At 60.4% G+C, this 14,737-nt stretch carries 15 protein-coding genes; 8 read left to right on the top strand and 7 right to left on the bottom strand.

All coding sequences use genetic code 11. The features are described 5' to 3' along the window. Positions 1 to 58 precede the first annotated feature (58 nt). Positions 59 to 784, top strand: a complete 726-nt coding sequence (locus RTCIAT899_RS04710; RefSeq protein ID WP_015339088.1) for an ArsR/SmtB family transcription factor — start codon at positions 59 to 61, stop codon at positions 782 to 784. Here RTCIAT899_RS04710 and RTCIAT899_RS04705 read toward each other — a convergent pair. The 3 genes from RTCIAT899_RS04705 to RTCIAT899_RS04695 form a co-directional block, all read right to left on the bottom strand. Continuing rightward, the gene (locus tag RTCIAT899_RS04705; RefSeq protein WP_015339087.1) at positions 781 to 1,206 is read right to left on the bottom strand and encodes a DUF1284 domain-containing protein; all 426 of its coding nucleotides are present in this window, start codon (positions 1,204 to 1,206) and stop codon (positions 781 to 783) included. The two genes, RTCIAT899_RS04710 and RTCIAT899_RS04705, sit on opposite strands and share 4 nt — an antisense overlap. Continuing rightward, positions 1,203 to 1,793 (bottom strand): biotin transporter BioY, encoded by a 591-nt coding sequence (locus RTCIAT899_RS04700; protein WP_015339086.1) that lies wholly within the window; start codon positions 1,791 to 1,793, stop codon positions 1,203 to 1,205. The genes RTCIAT899_RS04705 and RTCIAT899_RS04700 overlap by 4 nt, the downstream gene beginning before the upstream one ends. A 264-nt stretch (positions 1,794 to 2,057) precedes the next feature. Continuing rightward, positions 2,058 to 2,726, bottom strand: coding sequence for a GntR family transcriptional regulator (locus RTCIAT899_RS04695; protein ID WP_015339085.1), 669 nt, complete (start codon positions 2,724 to 2,726; stop codon positions 2,058 to 2,060). Between the two features lie 230 nt (positions 2,727 to 2,956). Here RTCIAT899_RS04695 and RTCIAT899_RS04690 point away from each other — a divergent pair, with 230 nt between their 5' ends. Next, the gene (locus tag RTCIAT899_RS04690) at positions 2,957 to 3,649 is read left to right on the top strand and encodes an HAD family hydrolase (RefSeq protein WP_015339084.1); all 693 of its coding nucleotides are present in this window, start codon (positions 2,957 to 2,959) and stop codon (positions 3,647 to 3,649) included. Positions 3,650 to 3,794: 145 nt separating this feature from the next. Here RTCIAT899_RS04690 and RTCIAT899_RS04685 read toward each other — a convergent pair whose 3' ends face one another. Continuing rightward, entirely contained in the window at positions 3,795 to 4,415 is a 621-nt protein-coding gene (locus RTCIAT899_RS04685; protein ID WP_015339083.1) for a hypothetical protein, read from the bottom strand. A 313-nt stretch (positions 4,416 to 4,728) separates the two neighbouring features. Between RTCIAT899_RS04685 and thrC the strand changes: the two genes are divergently transcribed. The 4 genes from thrC to RTCIAT899_RS04665 are packed head-to-tail and all read left to right on the top strand — an operon-like array spanning position 4,729 to position 11,019. After that, positions 4,729 to 6,126 carry a threonine synthase gene (thrC, locus tag RTCIAT899_RS04680; protein WP_015339082.1) on the top strand — a complete coding sequence of 466 codons (1,398 nt, stop codon included), beginning with the start codon at positions 4,729 to 4,731 and terminating at the stop codon, positions 6,124 to 6,126. A gap of 20 nt (positions 6,127 to 6,146) precedes the next feature. Beyond that, a complete protein-coding gene (locus RTCIAT899_RS04675) occupies positions 6,147 to 7,445 on the top strand; it encodes a M16 family metallopeptidase (RefSeq protein ID WP_015339081.1) in 1,299 nt (432 codons plus the stop codon). A gap of 50 nt (positions 7,446 to 7,495) precedes the next feature. Beyond that, the gene (locus tag RTCIAT899_RS04670; RefSeq protein ID WP_015339080.1) at positions 7,496 to 8,110 is read left to right on the top strand and encodes a GNAT family N-acetyltransferase; all 615 of its coding nucleotides are present in this window, start codon (positions 7,496 to 7,498) and stop codon (positions 8,108 to 8,110) included. Further along, a complete protein-coding gene (locus RTCIAT899_RS04665) occupies positions 8,107 to 11,019 on the top strand; it encodes an EAL domain-containing protein (RefSeq protein WP_015339079.1) in 2,913 nt (970 codons plus the stop codon). The genes RTCIAT899_RS04670 and RTCIAT899_RS04665 overlap by 4 nt, the downstream gene beginning before the upstream one ends. A 7-nt stretch (positions 11,020 to 11,026) precedes the next feature. Here RTCIAT899_RS04665 and RTCIAT899_RS04660 read toward each other — a convergent pair whose 3' ends face one another. The 3 genes from RTCIAT899_RS04660 to RTCIAT899_RS04650 all read right to left on the bottom strand — a co-directional run bounded on the left by RTCIAT899_RS04660 (position 11,027) and on the right by RTCIAT899_RS04650 (position 13,109). Beyond that, positions 11,027 to 12,082, bottom strand: coding sequence for a zinc-binding metallopeptidase family protein (locus RTCIAT899_RS04660; protein ID WP_041677266.1), 1,056 nt, complete (start codon positions 12,080 to 12,082; stop codon positions 11,027 to 11,029). A 134-nt stretch (positions 12,083 to 12,216) separates the two neighbouring features. After that, the gene (locus tag RTCIAT899_RS04655) at positions 12,217 to 12,408 is read right to left on the bottom strand and encodes a CsbD family protein (protein ID WP_015339077.1); all 192 of its coding nucleotides are present in this window, start codon (positions 12,406 to 12,408) and stop codon (positions 12,217 to 12,219) included. A 95-nt stretch (positions 12,409 to 12,503) separates the two neighbouring features. Further along, entirely contained in the window at positions 12,504 to 13,109 is a 606-nt protein-coding gene (locus tag RTCIAT899_RS04650; RefSeq protein WP_015339076.1) for a YqgE/AlgH family protein, read from the bottom strand. Positions 13,110 to 13,249: 140 nt separating this feature from the next. Between RTCIAT899_RS04650 and RTCIAT899_RS04645 the strand changes: the two genes are divergently transcribed. Together RTCIAT899_RS04645 and RTCIAT899_RS04640 are read left to right on the top strand one after the other, a co-directional pair. Further along, positions 13,250 to 14,077 carry a protein-disulfide reductase DsbD domain-containing protein gene (locus RTCIAT899_RS04645; RefSeq protein WP_015339075.1) on the top strand — a complete coding sequence of 276 codons (828 nt, stop codon included), beginning with the start codon at positions 13,250 to 13,252 and terminating at the stop codon, positions 14,075 to 14,077. An 82-nt stretch (positions 14,078 to 14,159) separates the two neighbouring features. Then, the gene (locus RTCIAT899_RS04640; RefSeq protein WP_015339074.1) at positions 14,160 to 14,645 is read left to right on the top strand and encodes a peroxiredoxin; all 486 of its coding nucleotides are present in this window, start codon (positions 14,160 to 14,162) and stop codon (positions 14,643 to 14,645) included. Positions 14,646 to 14,737: the final 92 nt, after the last annotated feature.

Raw genomic sequence — 14,737 nt, 5'->3', positions numbered from 1 at the left:
GCTGATGCAGAGGTTTTCGCACGTTGCAGGACGGAGATGGTTCGGTTACGATCGAAGTATGAAAGAAGGTCCAGACATAGCACAGATCGGCTCGCTGATCGGCGACCCCGCGCGAGCGAACATTTTGACGGCGCTGATGGGCGGCCGCGCGCTGACGGCGACGGAACTGGCGGCTGCTGCCGGCGTGACGCTGCAGACTGCGAGCGCCCATCTTTCCAAGCTTGAAGCAGGCGGCCTGCTGGCACAGCGCAAGCAGGGCCGGCATCGCTATTTCACGCTGGCCGACGATCGGGTCGGCAAGCTGCTCGAGGGCATCATGGGCTTTGCCGCAAGCCGCGGCCATCTGCGCCATCGTCCCGGCCCGAAGGAGCCGGCGCTGCGAAAGGCGCGCATCTGTTACGATCATCTGGCCGGCGACTATGGTGTGCGCATGCTCGACAGCTTGATCGAGGCCGGATCGATCTCCGCCGTGGGCGAAGGCCTGAGCCTGACGGCGAACGGCGAAAAGCATCTGGTATCGATCGGCATTGACCTCTCCGGGTTGCGCTCGAGCCGCCGCCCGCTTTGCCGATCCTGTCTGGACTGGAGCGAGCGGCGTGCGCATCTCGCCGGCAGCCTCGGCAAGGCGCTGCTTTCGAATTTCTTAGACAAGGGATGGGCGCGGCGCACCGAAAACAGCCGTTCGATCTTCTTCACGCCCGAAGGCGAGCGCCGCTTTCTGGCGCTTTTTCCGCTTGAGCTGAGCGATGGCGCCTCGCAGCCTGAGCCGGATGACAAGCCCTAGGCTGCTTTGATCAGGACACCGCTGAAATTGGTTGCAGCAATGCGGCTGCAGAGCTCACCCCATTCGCAGCCCAGGCAGGCGTGACGGATTTCACCGCCGGCGAAATTGCGACGGAGTTTTGCAAGCAAGCTGGCATCAGGCACCAGCACCGCACCTATGCCGATCTCCTCGCCGAGCAATGTCGAGATATCGGCGAGAGCTACCGCATCCCGCTCGATGACCGAAACCTTTAGGCAGTGCGGCTCTTCCTCGCCGAGCAGCGGCGCGCAGATGTCATCGGGGCCGGAGACCAGTTTGATCTCCTCCCCATCCGACAGCCGCTCGGCGATGTTGCGATAATTGTCGGTGAAGGCTGAAGTATAGCCTTCACCGACAAAGGTCAGCATGCAGAGCAGATGGTGGGCGCGAAGCCTGACGGTCAATTCAGGCGCGCCTTGCCGCTATAGACCTGGATAATCTTCAGCACGGCAGCTGCAAGCGCCGACTTGAGCACGGCGCCGAGAATGAAGGGCGCTACGCCAAGCAGCCAGCCCTTTTCCGCGCCGATCAGCGCTGCAAGCCATGCGCCGCCGATCGCAAGGCAGAGAATGTTGGCCGAGAAATGGGCAAGAAAGCTGCGCACGACGCGATTGCCGCTCCAGCCGCGCTCCGCAAGCCAGCCGACAAGGGCTGCGATAATCGGGAAGGAGACCAGATAACCCGCAGTCGGCCCCACGAAGGGCGCAACGCCGCCTGCTCCGCCGGCGAGCACCGGAAAGCCGATCGCGGCTTCGCCTAGCCAGGCGAAAACCGTGATCGCACCAAGACGCCAGCCATAGAGCGCGCCGATCATGGTGATCGCGAATGTCTGCATGGTGATCGGCACCGGCACCATCGGCACAGAGATTCGCGATGCAAGCGCCAGGATCAGCGTTCCGGCGAGGACGAACACAGCCTTGGTAACAAGCGAACGCTGCCCGAGGCGGAGCGGATCGAAAGCGACTTCATCATGATGCTGCAACAGGGACATTGGCTCTCCTTTTAAAATTATAGATAATTTTTTAGTCTCATCTATTTTATGAGAGAGATCGCGAAATCAGGCAAGTGGCAAGCGACGGATATTTTGACCGAGCACGAAATTCCATTGAAAAATAATGGCAATAAATCCGGAAAGCGCGGCGAGCTGCCGCTGAATGCTGACCGACATACAGCAGCGGCAAGGCGACAAAACTCCTAACGGAGCACAGCTCGCAGGGACGTACTCCACCATGCCTCTCAAAATTATCTATAATTTTTAGCCGACGATTGCGAAGGCGTCGCGTGTCGATCCCGAAGGCGTGCGCACAGGCGCGCGGCCGATCCATTGCACATGCTTCTGCAGGATCGCGGCAGCCTCTTCGGCCCGGCCCTGACGGAGCGCCGCCAGAATGGCGCGGTGGTCGTGATCCGTGCGCCTTTCCCAGCCGGATTGCCAGGCGGAGAAGAGAAAGCGGGCGCTCACGGCATGCAGATCGTCGATCGCCGCGAGCAGACGTACCATGCCGCAGGGCGCCAGGATCAGGCGATGGAAGCGCCGATTGGCCTCCTCCCAGGCGTGGACGTCACCGGCGGCATCGCCATCGCGCGTCGCCTGTTCCGCCTCATCCAGAATAGCTGAAGTCAGATGCGGGGCTGCATGCTTGAGTGCAAGACCTTCGAGGGCTGCGCGCATTTCCGCAACCTCGCGGACCTCCTTGAGATCGAAAGAGGCGACACGGACGCCACGGCGCGGCAGGCTGATTGCCAGCCCCTGCGCCTCCAGCCGACGGAACGCCTCGCGCACGGGCACGTGGCTCGTGCCGAACTCTTCGGCGATGTGATCCTGCCGCAGGCGGGCATCGGGCGCGATCTCGCCGCGGATGATGCGGTCGGCAAGCACCCGGCTGATGCGGCTGGCAATGGTGTCGTCGCGCTCCTTGGCCATGGCCGATCCTTAAAGGCGGGCCTGCCGGATGTCGAGCGACAAGAAACCCTCGTCGCCTCTTTTGCGCATTTCGACCCTTTCGCTCACTGCAGCGCAGCCATGCCCGCCAATTGGTTGAGCTTTGCCGACATATCGTGTAAAGCCCGGCGGTCGTTTTTCAGAGCACCTCCCGAAACACCGATGGTTTCCTGGAGCGTGCCGATCCCAGCCACATCAAAGGCAGTAATTTCATGAGCAATGGTTTCGACCTCATCATTTTCGACTGCGACGGCGTTCTGGTCGATTCGGAAATCATCGCGGCCGAGGTCGAATCGAAACTGCTGACCGATGCGGGCTATCCGATCAGCACCGAGGAAATGGGCGAGCGCTTCGCCGGCATGACCTGGCGCAACATCCTGTTCGAAGTCGAGCGCGAGGCCAGCATTCCGCTCTCTGCATCGCTGCTCGACAAATCCGAGAAGCTGCTCGACCTGAAGCTTGCCAGTGATGTCCAGGCTATCCCGGGCGTGCCGCAGGCGTTGTCGCGGCTGCCGATGCCGCGCTGCATCTGCTCTAATTCCAGCTCCGCCCGTCTCGAGATGATGCTGACGAAGGTCGGCTACATCAAGCTGTTTGCTCCGAACATCTTTTCCGCCAAGGACCTCGGTGCCGACCGCGTGAAGCCGAAACCGGACATCTTCCTGCATGGCGCCAAGCAGATGAATGTCAGCCCGGCCAATACGATCGTCGTCGAAGATTCGGTCCACGGCGTTCAGGCCGCGCGCGCCGCCGGCATGCGCGTCATCGGCTTTACCGGGGCATCGCATACCTATCCCTCGCATGCCGATCGTCTGACGGACGCCGGTGCCGAAACCGTCGTCAGCCGCATGGCCGACTTGCCGGGCGTCGTCATGGCGCTCGCCGAATGGGACGGCGTTTTGTGAGGCAACAGGCAATAGGCAATAGGCAATAGGCAATAGGCAATAGGCAATAGGCAATAGATGTTGCCGCTATGGTGCCGTCGGCAGCAAGGACAAGGCGATCTTTTACTACTGCCTACTGCCTACTGCCTACTGCCTGATCCCAACCTTAGTGACGCTTCTTGTGCGCCGGCTTCGCACCCTTCACGGGCTTCTGCGGGCCTTGATCGAAGCCGATCTGTACGATGGTGAAGCCGCCAGAACCGCCGGCAACCTGGATGTCGTCATCGGTGAAGAGGAACTGCGCCGTCGTCTCGCCCGGCGGGATTTCCGCCGTATACATAACAGTCTTGCTATAGAGCGCGTTGTCGTTATCCATGACGGCAACATGGATCGGCAAGGTAACCTTGCCGGAGCTGCCCATGGGGCCAGCAACCAGCCGTCCCTGCGCCACGACGTGAATGCCGAGGCTGGTGCCGTCCGTGGTGCACTGGCGGGTCGCCTGAGCCAGCGAAGCCTGATAGATCAGCTGGTTCGGGTCGTCCTTGGCGCCTTTGGCGTAGGTGCGGTAGACGGAATCCTCGTCGCGGATAACGGCCTGCGGGCACTTGCCCGCGACGTAAGACTGGCCGCCAGTCGGAGCAGCCGTCGCGGCTCCCGTTTGCGGCGCCACCGTTACATCCGTTGCCGGCTGTTTTTCACTGTTGCCGCCGATGCCGAGAGTGCTGCAGCCCGTCAGCAATGCCAGAAGCGAAGCGGAGAAAAGACGACGCGAAACCTTGCCAAACACTATTATTCCACCCTCTCCATATATTTCACATTATCGGCCCGCAGCCTGTCAAACGGGCCTTTTATGACACTTGGCGATGGTCTATACCAGCGACGCAGCGAAAAATCGATTGGGTAGACACCGTTTTGGCTCACTTTTCGAGATCGACAGATTGCCACAAACGGCCTCCGCCCGGCGCAGATCCCACGCGCCTTGCGCAAACGCGAAAACCACGCGGCTGATCCGACGCAAAAAGACCGGCCGCCGTCGCTTCGTTCCTCTACCCTCTCAATCGATCACTCAGGCAATTTTGCGACCAAAGGAATTCTAGACCGTGGACTACATTTCAACGCGGGGAGAAGCCCCTGCCCTTGGCTTCTGCGACGCCCTCCTGGCCGGCCTCGCTCGTGATGGCGGGCTTTATGTTCCCCGTGAATGGCCTGTCCTGACGAAGAAGGAAATCCGTGCGTTCCGCGGCAAGAGCTATCAGGATGTCGCCTTCGCCGTCCTTTCGCCCTTCACCAACGGCGAAATCCCGGCCGATGTCTTTCGCGGCATGATCGATGATGCCTATGCCACCTTCCGGCATCCGGCCGTGGCGCCGCTCGTCCAGACGGGAGCGAACAGCTTCGTCATGGAGCTTTTCCATGGCACGACGCTCGCCTTCAAGGATGTCGCCATGCAGCTGCTGGCGCGGCTGATGGACTATGCGCTGGAGAAGCGCGGCCAGCGAGCCACCATCGTCGGCGCGACCTCGGGTGATACCGGCGGTGCGGCGATCGACGCCTTTGCCGGGCGCGAGCGCACCGATATCTTCATTCTCTTCCCGCATGAGAAAGTCTCGCCGGTGCAGCAGCGGCAGATGACCACCTCGACCGCGGCAAATGTGCATGCGCTGGCCATCAAGGGCAATTTCGACGACTGCCAGAACCTCGTCAAAGCCATGTTCAACGACGCAGCCTTCCGCGACAGGGTCAAGCTTTCCGGCGTCAATTCCATCAACTGGGCGCGAATCATGGCGCAGGTGGTTTACTACTTCACGACAGCTGTCGCCCTTGGCGGTCCGGACCGGAAAATCTCGTTCACCGTACCAACAGGCAATTTCGGTGATATTTTCGCCGGTTATGTCGCCAAGCGCATGGGCCTGCCGATCGAAAAGCTTGTTATCGCCACCAACGAGAACGATATCCTGGCACGCATGCTGAAGACCGGCCGCTATGAGATGCGCTCGGTCAAGGCCACGACTTCGCCATCGATGGATATCCAGATCTCCTCCAACTTCGAGCGGCTTCTGTTCGAAGCGAACGGCCGAGACGCCTCCAAGGTGCGTGCCGCCATGGAAAGCCTGAAGCAGTCGAACGGATTTTCGGTCAGCGAAGAGGCTCTGAAGTTCATCAAGAAGGACTTCCGCGCCGGCCGCGCCAGCGAGAAGCAGGTGGCCGAAACGATCCGCAAAACCCTTGCCGATACGGGCTATCTGCTCGATCCGCACACGGCGATCGGCGTCTTCATTGCGAACAAGAACGAGCGTCCCAGCAGCCCGATGGTGACACTGGCGACCGCCCACCCGGCAAAATTCCCTGCCGCAGTAAAATCCGCATCCGGTATTGACCCGGCGCTTCCGACGTGGCTTGCTGGTCTGATGACCAGGGAGGAGCGTTTCGACATTCTCGATCCGGAACTTAAAGCCGTCGAAAGCTTTATCGGCAAGCATATCCGGACCGGCGAATAGCAGACGCGGAAAGACAGGCGATGACAGTGGAGTGCACCCGGCTAGCGTCCGGGCTGACAGTAGCGACCCAATCGATGCCACACCTCGAAAGCGTGGCTCTCGGAGTTTGGATCAAGTCGGGTTCGCGTAACGAGACCGAAGCAGAACACGGTATCGCGCATCTGCTCGAGCATATGGCGTTCAAGGGTACGGCGCGGCGCACGGCCCGGCAGATCGCCGAGGAAATCGAGAATGTCGGCGGCGAAGTCAACGCCGCCACCTCGACGGAAACCACGTCCTATTATGCCCGCGTGCTGAAGGACCATGTACCGCTCGCCGTCGATATCCTTGCCGATATCCTGACCGAGTCGGCCTTCGACGAAGAAGAGCTGGCGCGCGAAAAACAGGTCATCCTGCAGGAAATCAATGCCGCCAACGACACGCCCGACGATGTCGTCTTCGACAAGTTTTCCGAGGTCGCCTATCGCGGTCAGACGCTCGGACGGGCCATTCTCGGCACGCCGGAAACCGTCGTCTCCTTCTCGCCGGAACAGATCCGCCATTATCTCGGCCGCAACTATACGACCGACCGCATGTTCGTGGTGGCGGCAGGCGCTGTCGACCATGAAAGCTTCGTGCGCCAGGTCGAGGAGCGCTTCTCCAGCCTTCCGACCAAACCGTCCGCTCCGCCCGTTATCGAGCCAGCGCGTTATATAGGAGGCAACATTCGCGAAACGCGCGACCTGATGGATGCGCAGATCCTGCTCGGCTTTGAAGGCCGCGCCTATCACACCCGCGATTTCTACTGTTCGCAGATTCTCGCCAACATCCTCGGCGGCGGCATGTCCTCGCGCCTTTTCCAGGAAGTGCGCGAATTCCGCGGCCTCTGTTATTCGGTCTATGCCTTCCATTGGGGCTTCTCCGACACGGGCATCTTCGGCATCCATGCCGCGACCGGCGGCGAGAACCTGCCGGAACTGCTGCCCGTCATCGTCGACGAGCTGCATAAATCCTCCCATGACATTCAGCAGCAGGAAATCGAGCGCGCCCGCGCTCAGATCCGCGCACAGCTGCTGATGGGTCAGGAAAGCCCGGCCGCTCGCGCCGGCCAGGTCGCAAGGCAGATGATGCTTTATGGCCGCCCCATCCCGAACCAGGAGATGCTGGAGCGCCTGGAAGGCATCACGATCGAGCGCCTGACGGATCTTGCCGGCCGCCTGTTCTTCGATACAGTACCGACGCTTTCTGCGATCGGGCCGCTGGAGCAGCTCGCGCCGATGGAGGACATCGTCACTTCGCTGTCGTCGCCGGTCCCTGCTTCCAGAAGCGCAAGCGGCTAAGGGCACGCCGCAGGCCTATGGGTGCAATTCTCGGGGGAGTGCTTGGCGGCATGCAAAAATCTGTCTTTCGGTTTCTCTCACGTCATTCGGACGCGGTTGAACTCGAAAACGACAATTATTTGCTGCGGCTGCCGCGCTACTCCGATTTCAACCAATGGCACAGGCTTCGGGCTGAAAGCCGCCGGTTTCTCGAACCTTGGGAGCCTACCTGGCGACATGACGAGCTGACCGAAGCTGCCTATCGGGCCCGCATCATTCGGGGCAAGCAGGAATACAGCTCCGGCCAGGCCATACCGCTCTTCATTTTTCTCCGGGAAAACACGACGCTGGTTGGCGGCATCACGATCGGCTATATTCGCCGAGGTGCCGCGCAGAGCTGCATGATCGGGTATTGGATGGGCGAGCGCTACTCCGGTCAGGGCCATATGTTCGCCGCACTTCAGTTGGTTATACCCTATATCTTTTCCGGACTTGAGTTGCACCGAATTGAAGCAGCCTGTATTCCGGATAACGAGCGTAGCATGCGGCTTTTGCAAAAAGCCGGTTTCCAACGGGAAGGTCATTTGCGCGGTTATCTTAAAATCAACGGTCAGTGGCGCGACCATGTGATGTTTTCAAGGTTGGCATCCGACACCAACCCGAACCGAAGCTTCGACCAGCGATGATCGCCGGAATGATGCAGACGTGGCCGATGGCCCGGCGGCTATGCGCGCTGATCGCAACGCTCGCAGCCGTGATGTTGCTGCTGCTCACCGGAGTGGCCGACGCAGCCGAGCCTGTGAAGATCTCGCGCGACGATACCGCTCTCGACCTGACGGCGACGACGGAGATCTATACCAATCAGGGTGAAGCCTTTCAGGTCTCTACAGCCGCAGGCGCCGACGGCATCCGACGCCGCATTGAGGTACGATCCTCCTCGCCGAACCATCAGGGTGACTGGGCCGTATTTGCACTGGCTAATGTGTCCGAAGAGCAGCTGGAGCGCGTCATCGTCGCCCCGCATTTCCGCCTGGTGAATTCGAAAGTCTTCTGGCCGGATCTCGGCTCGCAGCGCATCGTCGCGATCACGCCGAGCGAAGGGTTCGCGCTCGATCGTCAGCCGAGCGACGAAGCCGATGTCTTCCGCATCACGTTGAACCCCGGCGCCGTCGTGACTTTCGTTGCCGAACTTTCGTCACCAAACCTGCCGCAGCTCTATCTTTGGGAGCCGAACGCTTACAAGGATACGGTCAACGCCTTCACGCTCTATCGCGGCATCGTGCTCGGCATTGCCGGCCTGCTGGCAGTGTTCCTGACCATTCTTTTCGTGGTCAAGGGAACCTCGATGCTGCCGGCGACGGCGGCGCTTGCCTGGGCGGTGCTCGGCTATATCTGCGTCGATTTCGGCTTCCTCGGCAAGCTCATCAGCATCACGTCCAGCGACCAGCGAATATGGCGCGCCTGTGCGGAGGTGGCGCTCGCGTCGAGCCTGGTGATCTTCCTGTTCACCTATCTCAATCTCAATCGCTGGCACGCCCATCTCGGTTATGTGACGCTTGCCTGGGTGCTCGGCCTTGCCCTGCTCTTCGGTGTGGCAATCTACGATCCGTCGATTGCGGCCGGCATTGCGCGGCTGTCGCTGGCGCTGACCGCGACGGCAGGCCTGCTGCTTATCATCTATCTCGGCTTCAGCCGTTATGACCGCGCGATCTTGCTCGTGCCCGCCTGGGCACTGATCCTCGTCTGGCTGTTCGGGGCCTGGATGACGGTCATGGGCAAGCTCGACAACGACATCATCCAGCCGGCACTCGGCGGCGGCCTTGTTCTCATCGTCCTGCTGATCGGCTTCACCGTCATGCAGCACGCCTTTGCCGGCGGCGCATTCCAGCAGGGCCTGTTCTCGGATCTGGAACGGCAATCCCTGGCGCTCACAGGTTCGGGCGATACCGTTTGGGATTGGGACGTGGCGCGCGACCGCGTGGTGACGACGCCCGATATCTCGATGAAGCTCGGCCTTTCGCCTGGGACCATGCATGGCGCTGCGCGCAACTGGCTGCCGCGGCTGCATCCGGACGATCGCGACCGCTTCCGCGCGACGCTCGACGTGCTTCTGGAACATCGGCGCGGCCGGCTGAACCATGAATTCCGCATTCGCGCCGAAGACGGGCATTTTCACTGGCTGTCGATCCGCGCACGGCCGGTCCTTGGCTCCAACGGCGAGATCATTCGCTGCGTCGGTACGATCGTCGACATTACCGAGCAGAAGAATTCGATCGAGCGGCTGCTGCACGACGCCGTGCACGACAATCTCACGGGACTGCCGAACCGCCAGGTCTTCCTCGATCGCCTGCAGGCGGTTCTAACACTTGCCTCGGACGGCAATCAGCTCAGGCCGACGGTCATCGTTATCGATATCGACCGGTATAAGTTGGTCAACGATACGCTTGGCTTTGCCGCTGGTGACAATATCCTGATCGCGCTGACACGGCGTCTTCGTCGGCTGATGAAACCGCAGGATACGCTCGCCCGCCTTTCGGGCGACCAGTTCGGACTTATCCTTGTTTCCGAACGCGATCCGGCAAAGGTCGCCGACTTCGCCGATGCGATCAGCAAGGCGATCATGGTACCGATCAATTTCGCCAACCGCGAGATCATCCTGACGGCATCTGTGGGGCTGACATCCTGGGTCGATCAGCAGGAGAACGCGACGGGTATGCTGAGCGATGCGGAGCTCGCCATGTACCGCGCCAAGCGCGCCGGCGGCAATCGCGTCGAACCCTTCCAGCCAGCCTTCCGCAGCTTCGGCACGGACCGGCTTCAGCTGGAAACCGACCTGCGTCGCGCCGTCGAACGCAAGGAACTCTCGCTCGTCTATCAGCCGATTGTTCGACTGGAAGATGCGGAGGTTGCCGGCTTCGAGGCGCTGATGCGCTGGGAGCATCCAAAGCGCGGCAATATTCCGCCATCGGAATTCATCCCGATCGCCGAGGCTTCCGATATCATAGGCCCGCTTGGCATGTTTGCGCTCGAGCAGGCAACGAATGACCTGATGGCATGGCAGCGACAGACCGGCGACCTGCCGCTGTTCGTCTCCATCAACCTTTCCAGCGTTCAGCTGCTCAACAACGAGCTTTACGACGATATCCGTGCACTGCTCGCCAAAACCCATTGCGATCCGCACCGGATCAAGCTGGAGCTGACGGAATCGCAGGTGATGGAAAATCCGGAACAGGCACGGCTCGTGCTCGACAAGCTGCGGGATGCCGGCATCGGCCTGGCGCTCGACGACTTCGGCACCGGTTATTCCTCGCTCGCCTACCTAACCCGTTTCCCCTTCGATACGATCAAGCTCGACAAGGCGATGGTCCGCGACGATAGCGACAAGAAGGCGGTTCTGTTGCGTTCGGTCATCTCCATGGCGCGTGAACTCAACATGCGCGTGGTCGCTGAAGGCATCGAATCGGAGGAGGATGCGCTGGAGCTCGCCAAGATCGGCTGCAGCTACGGGCAGAGCTTCATCTTCGGTCCGCCGATGGGTTCGGATTCGGTTATACGCCTGCTGAAGGAACGCTTTCCGCTGACGAAGCGCGCCTGAGTGTCGATCACGCGCTGTCGATCAATTCCCTAATATGGTCGAGCTTAGCGACCACGGGCGGCGAGAGAATGAAGGGATAGGAATCCGGCTGCCCCATGCTGCGCTGGATGGAATTGATCGCCACGCTCAAAGGGATCCAGGCGCTGACGAGCTGCTCGGCGCTTTCCGCCCTGTAAGGATTGAAATCTACCTCGGCCGCCATGTCGTGATAGCGATGGGGATCGATCACCACGCCGAAGGAGCGCGCCGTTTCCAGCGTATCGACGATGTGCAGATAATGCGCGAAGCATTCGGCAAAATCCTCCCAGGGATGGGAGCTGGCATAGGCGCTGATAAAGCTTTCCTGCCAATTCGCCGGTGGCCCGTTCTCGTAGTGAGTCTGAAGTGCTGCGCCATAATCGGCGCGCTCGTCGCCGAAGACGGCGCGAAAGGCATTGAATTGCCCGCGGTCGCGGACAAGCTTGTTCCAGATGAAATGGCCGGTCTCGTGGCGGAAGTGGCCGAGCAAAGTGCGATAAGGCTCGTTCATAGAGGTGCGCGCCTGTTCGCGCGTGACATCGTCCGCCTCGGCGGCACGGATGGCGATCAGTCCCTCCTCATGACCCGTCATCGCCGGAACCACAGTATTGCCCTGCACCTCGTCCTCAAGGAAGTCGAAGACGAGCCCACCTTCGGGGTCCTGCTGACGGTCGGGATGCGGCAGGTTCCAGCGCAAGAGCGAATAAAACAAATGCCGCTGCGCCTGACTGATGCGCCGCCAGCGATCTATGCCCTGTTCCGTGCCGGTGTTCGGCACGAGACGATTGTGCCGGCAGGCGACGCAATAGGGTTGCGGGTCGTCCGCATCAATCAGCCAATTGCAGATATCGAGTTCGGCATTCGCGCAGAACCGAACGTGTTGTGCCGGCTCGGACACCGGATGCCAGCTGACAGCATTTTCAGCTTCCAAGGCGTATATCGCCAAGCGGTCGGGGATAAAACCAAGCTTATGGCCGCAACGCACGCACTGCCTGTTATCGAAGTGGACGGGCTGGCCGCAATGGTCACAAGTGAAAAGCCGCATGTCTCCCCTCGAAAAATCATTGGCCGATAGTAAAGAGCCTGCCACGTTTCCGTAACAGGCCCTTCCTCCCAACATCGCCGCTACAACATCAATTCCGATGGAGCGGCGACCATGGATTTGAAAAATTCAAGCAGTCACATCCGGTCGACTGCGCCCTTGACCTTATCCTTGGCTTTGCCAACGGCGGTCTGTACTTTACCCTTAGCTTCCTGCGCGGCGCCCTTGGTGCGCATTTCTTTGTCATTGGTTGCCTTGCCGGCCATCTGCTTGGCCTTGCCGGCAATTTCGTTCGCCTTACCGGACACCTTGTCGGTCGTGCTGCTCATGTCTGACGCCTCCTTGGCTGGGACGGCGGAATTGCCGTCGCTCTATCAGGAAAACGTCACTTCAGCTATTTCGTTCCAAGATAACGCAAATCGGCTTAGCTATGGCCCGCCTGCAGTGACAGCATCGCAGGATTGATGCCCATCAGAGCCAGCGCACGATCATATTTGTTGTCGAGGCTCCGATCGAAGATCATTTCTTCGTTTGCCGGGCAGTTCAGCCAGCCATTATTGCCGATCTCTGCTTCGAGCTGGCCGGCTCCCCAGCCGGCATAGCCGAGCAACATGGTGGCGCGTTTCGGGCCGCTTCCTTTGGAAATCGCCCGCACGATGTCGAGCGTCGCCGTCAGGCTGATGTCATCACTGACCGGAATGCTGCTGTCGCTGATGTAATCGTCCGAATGCAGAACGAAGCCGCGGCCGCTTTCGACCGGGCCGCCGGTCTGGATGGGGAAATCGCGCGCCCTCTGCGGCAGCACGATGGCATCGTCGTCCTTGATCATTTCGAGATGCAGCAGGACATCGGTGAATGTCAGCTTCTGAGCCCGATTGATGACGAAGCCCATGGCACCGGCATCGGAATGGGCGCAGATATAAATCACCGTTCGATGGAAGTTCCGATCCTCCATGCCCGGCATGGCGATCAGGAACTGACCGTCGAGAAAACCTCTTTCGCGTCTATTCTTCAGCGTCGATAGGGACATCGTGCCTCCTGACCGCAGTCCGCAACTGCACCGCCTGTAATCAAGATGGGGCAATGTCATAAATCAATCAACTGAAAATGATCATTTGCTTCTTCGGCCGTGCTGGCTCCAGGCAGCTCAATCGGCTAAATCCTTGTTGCATGATCGAATTCAGTACCGTTGGCCGGCTGACGGCCCTTCTCTCCGCTTTGTTTTTCAGCGCCGTGGCAGTCCATGCCGCGACGAGCGACTGGGTAGACAATGAGGGCGGCAGAATGCGTCTGATCGCGCTGGCGCCGGACGCCGAAGGGCATATCCGCGCCGCCTTGCAGGTCGAACCGGAGCCGGGCTGGATCACCTACTGGCGTGAGCCAGGTCAGGGTGGAATTCCGCCGCAAATAACGCCGGCACCCGGCAGCGGCGTGACATTGGAAAGGGCGGGCTATCCTGTACCGAAGCCGATCAGCGTCGGCCCTATCCAGGAAATCGGCTACGACGCGCCGGTGACGTTTCCACTCGATCTTCGCGTCGCCGGCAAGGCGCCGGAAAAGCTCGAGCTGACGGCTTTCATCGGCCTCTGCAAGGATATCTGCATCCCTTTTCAGACGGAATACTCCCTGCCCTTGCCGGCCAATGCACAGCCGACCTCGCGTGAGCTGGCCTTGCTCGATGCGGCGAAAGCGGTGCTGCCCCAAGCCCCTTCCGCGGATTTCGCCATTCGGAGCCATCAGATCTCAGCCGACGCCAAGACCCTTTCGCTGCAGCTGACGCTGCCGGAAGCGAGTGGAAAGGCACCTGAAATCTACATCACGGGGCCGTCAGGCTATGTGTTCTTTCAGCAGGCGAATGCAAAGCGGGAGGGAACCGCCTTCTCGGCCGATATCGAGATCGGCAAGCTGCCGAAGGATTATAATCCGAAGGGCAAGAGCTGGAGCATCCTCGTCGTCGATGGCGATCGGGCGATGGAAACCACCCTTGCACTTGAATAGGCCCGGCCTATAGTTCCCTGAACCGTCTTCAAGCCATCGGCGGCCATTCGAGCGCCCCGAAACACCACCCAAGGAGAGAGCCATGACCATCGCCATCGGCGACACGCTGCCTGCCGCCACCTTCAAGGAAAAGACCGCCGACGGCCCGGTCGAGATCAGCACCGAGCAGCTATTTGCCGGCAAGCGCGTGGTGCTGTTCGCCGTTCCCGGCGCATTCACGCCCACTTGCTCGCTCAATCATCTGCCGGGCTTTCTCGAAAACCGCGACGCCATTCTTGCCAAGGGCATCGATGACATCGCCGTCGTTTCCATCAATGACTGGCACGTCATGGGCGCCTGGGCGCAATCGTCCGGTGGCCTCGGCAAGATCCATTTCCTCGCCGACTGGGACGGCTCCTTCACCAAGGCGCTCGGTCTTGAAGCCGACCTTTCCGCCGGCGGCCTTGGCATTCGTTCCAAGCGTTATTCCATGCTGCTGGAAGACGGCGTGGTGAAGACGCTGAACATCGAGGAAAGCCCCGGTCAGGCGACGGTTTCGGGCGCCGCTGCGATGATGGAGCAGCTTTGAGATTTTGATGGATTTGGAAAGGCTGGGCGCCCTGAACCGGCCTTTCCCAACTAAAGGTAAAATGTAAGCCCCTCCTCATTTCTTCTACCTGT

It is taken from the genome of Rhizobium tropici CIAT 899 (genome assembly GCF_000330885.1).
GTDB lineage: Bacteria > Pseudomonadota > Alphaproteobacteria > Rhizobiales > Rhizobiaceae > Rhizobium > Rhizobium tropici.
The sequence above is the reverse complement of the archived record's forward strand: the minus strand, read 5'-3'. Positions and strand labels throughout refer to the sequence as shown.

Coding starts and splice junctions, on each gene's coding strand:
- RTCIAT899_RS04710 (WP_015339088.1), top strand. CDS start 59: ATGAAAGAAGGTCCAGACATAGCACAGATCGGCTCGCTGATCGGCGAC.
- RTCIAT899_RS04700 (WP_015339086.1), bottom strand. CDS start 1,793: ATGTCCCTGTTGCAGCATCATGATGAAGTCGCTTTCGATCCGCTCCGC.
- RTCIAT899_RS04695 (WP_015339085.1), bottom strand. CDS start 2,726: ATGGCCAAGGAGCGCGACGACACCATTGCCAGCCGCATCAGCCGGGTG.
- RTCIAT899_RS04690 (WP_015339084.1), top strand. CDS start 2,957: ATGAGCAATGGTTTCGACCTCATCATTTTCGACTGCGACGGCGTTCTG.
- RTCIAT899_RS04675 (WP_015339081.1), top strand. CDS start 6,147: ATGACAGTGGAGTGCACCCGGCTAGCGTCCGGGCTGACAGTAGCGACC.
- RTCIAT899_RS04670 (WP_015339080.1), top strand. CDS start 7,496: ATGCAAAAATCTGTCTTTCGGTTTCTCTCACGTCATTCGGACGCGGTT.
- RTCIAT899_RS04665 (WP_015339079.1), top strand. CDS start 8,107: ATGATCGCCGGAATGATGCAGACGTGGCCGATGGCCCGGCGGCTATGC.
- RTCIAT899_RS04660 (WP_041677266.1), bottom strand. CDS start 12,082: ATGCGGCTTTTCACTTGTGACCATTGCGGCCAGCCCGTCCACTTCGAT.
- RTCIAT899_RS04655 (WP_015339077.1), bottom strand. CDS start 12,408: ATGAGCAGCACGACCGACAAGGTGTCCGGTAAGGCGAACGAAATTGCC.
- RTCIAT899_RS04650 (WP_015339076.1), bottom strand. CDS start 13,109: ATGTCCCTATCGACGCTGAAGAATAGACGCGAAAGAGGTTTTCTCGAC.
- RTCIAT899_RS04645 (WP_015339075.1), top strand. CDS start 13,250: ATGATCGAATTCAGTACCGTTGGCCGGCTGACGGCCCTTCTCTCCGCT.
- RTCIAT899_RS04640 (WP_015339074.1), top strand. CDS start 14,160: ATGACCATCGCCATCGGCGACACGCTGCCTGCCGCCACCTTCAAGGAA.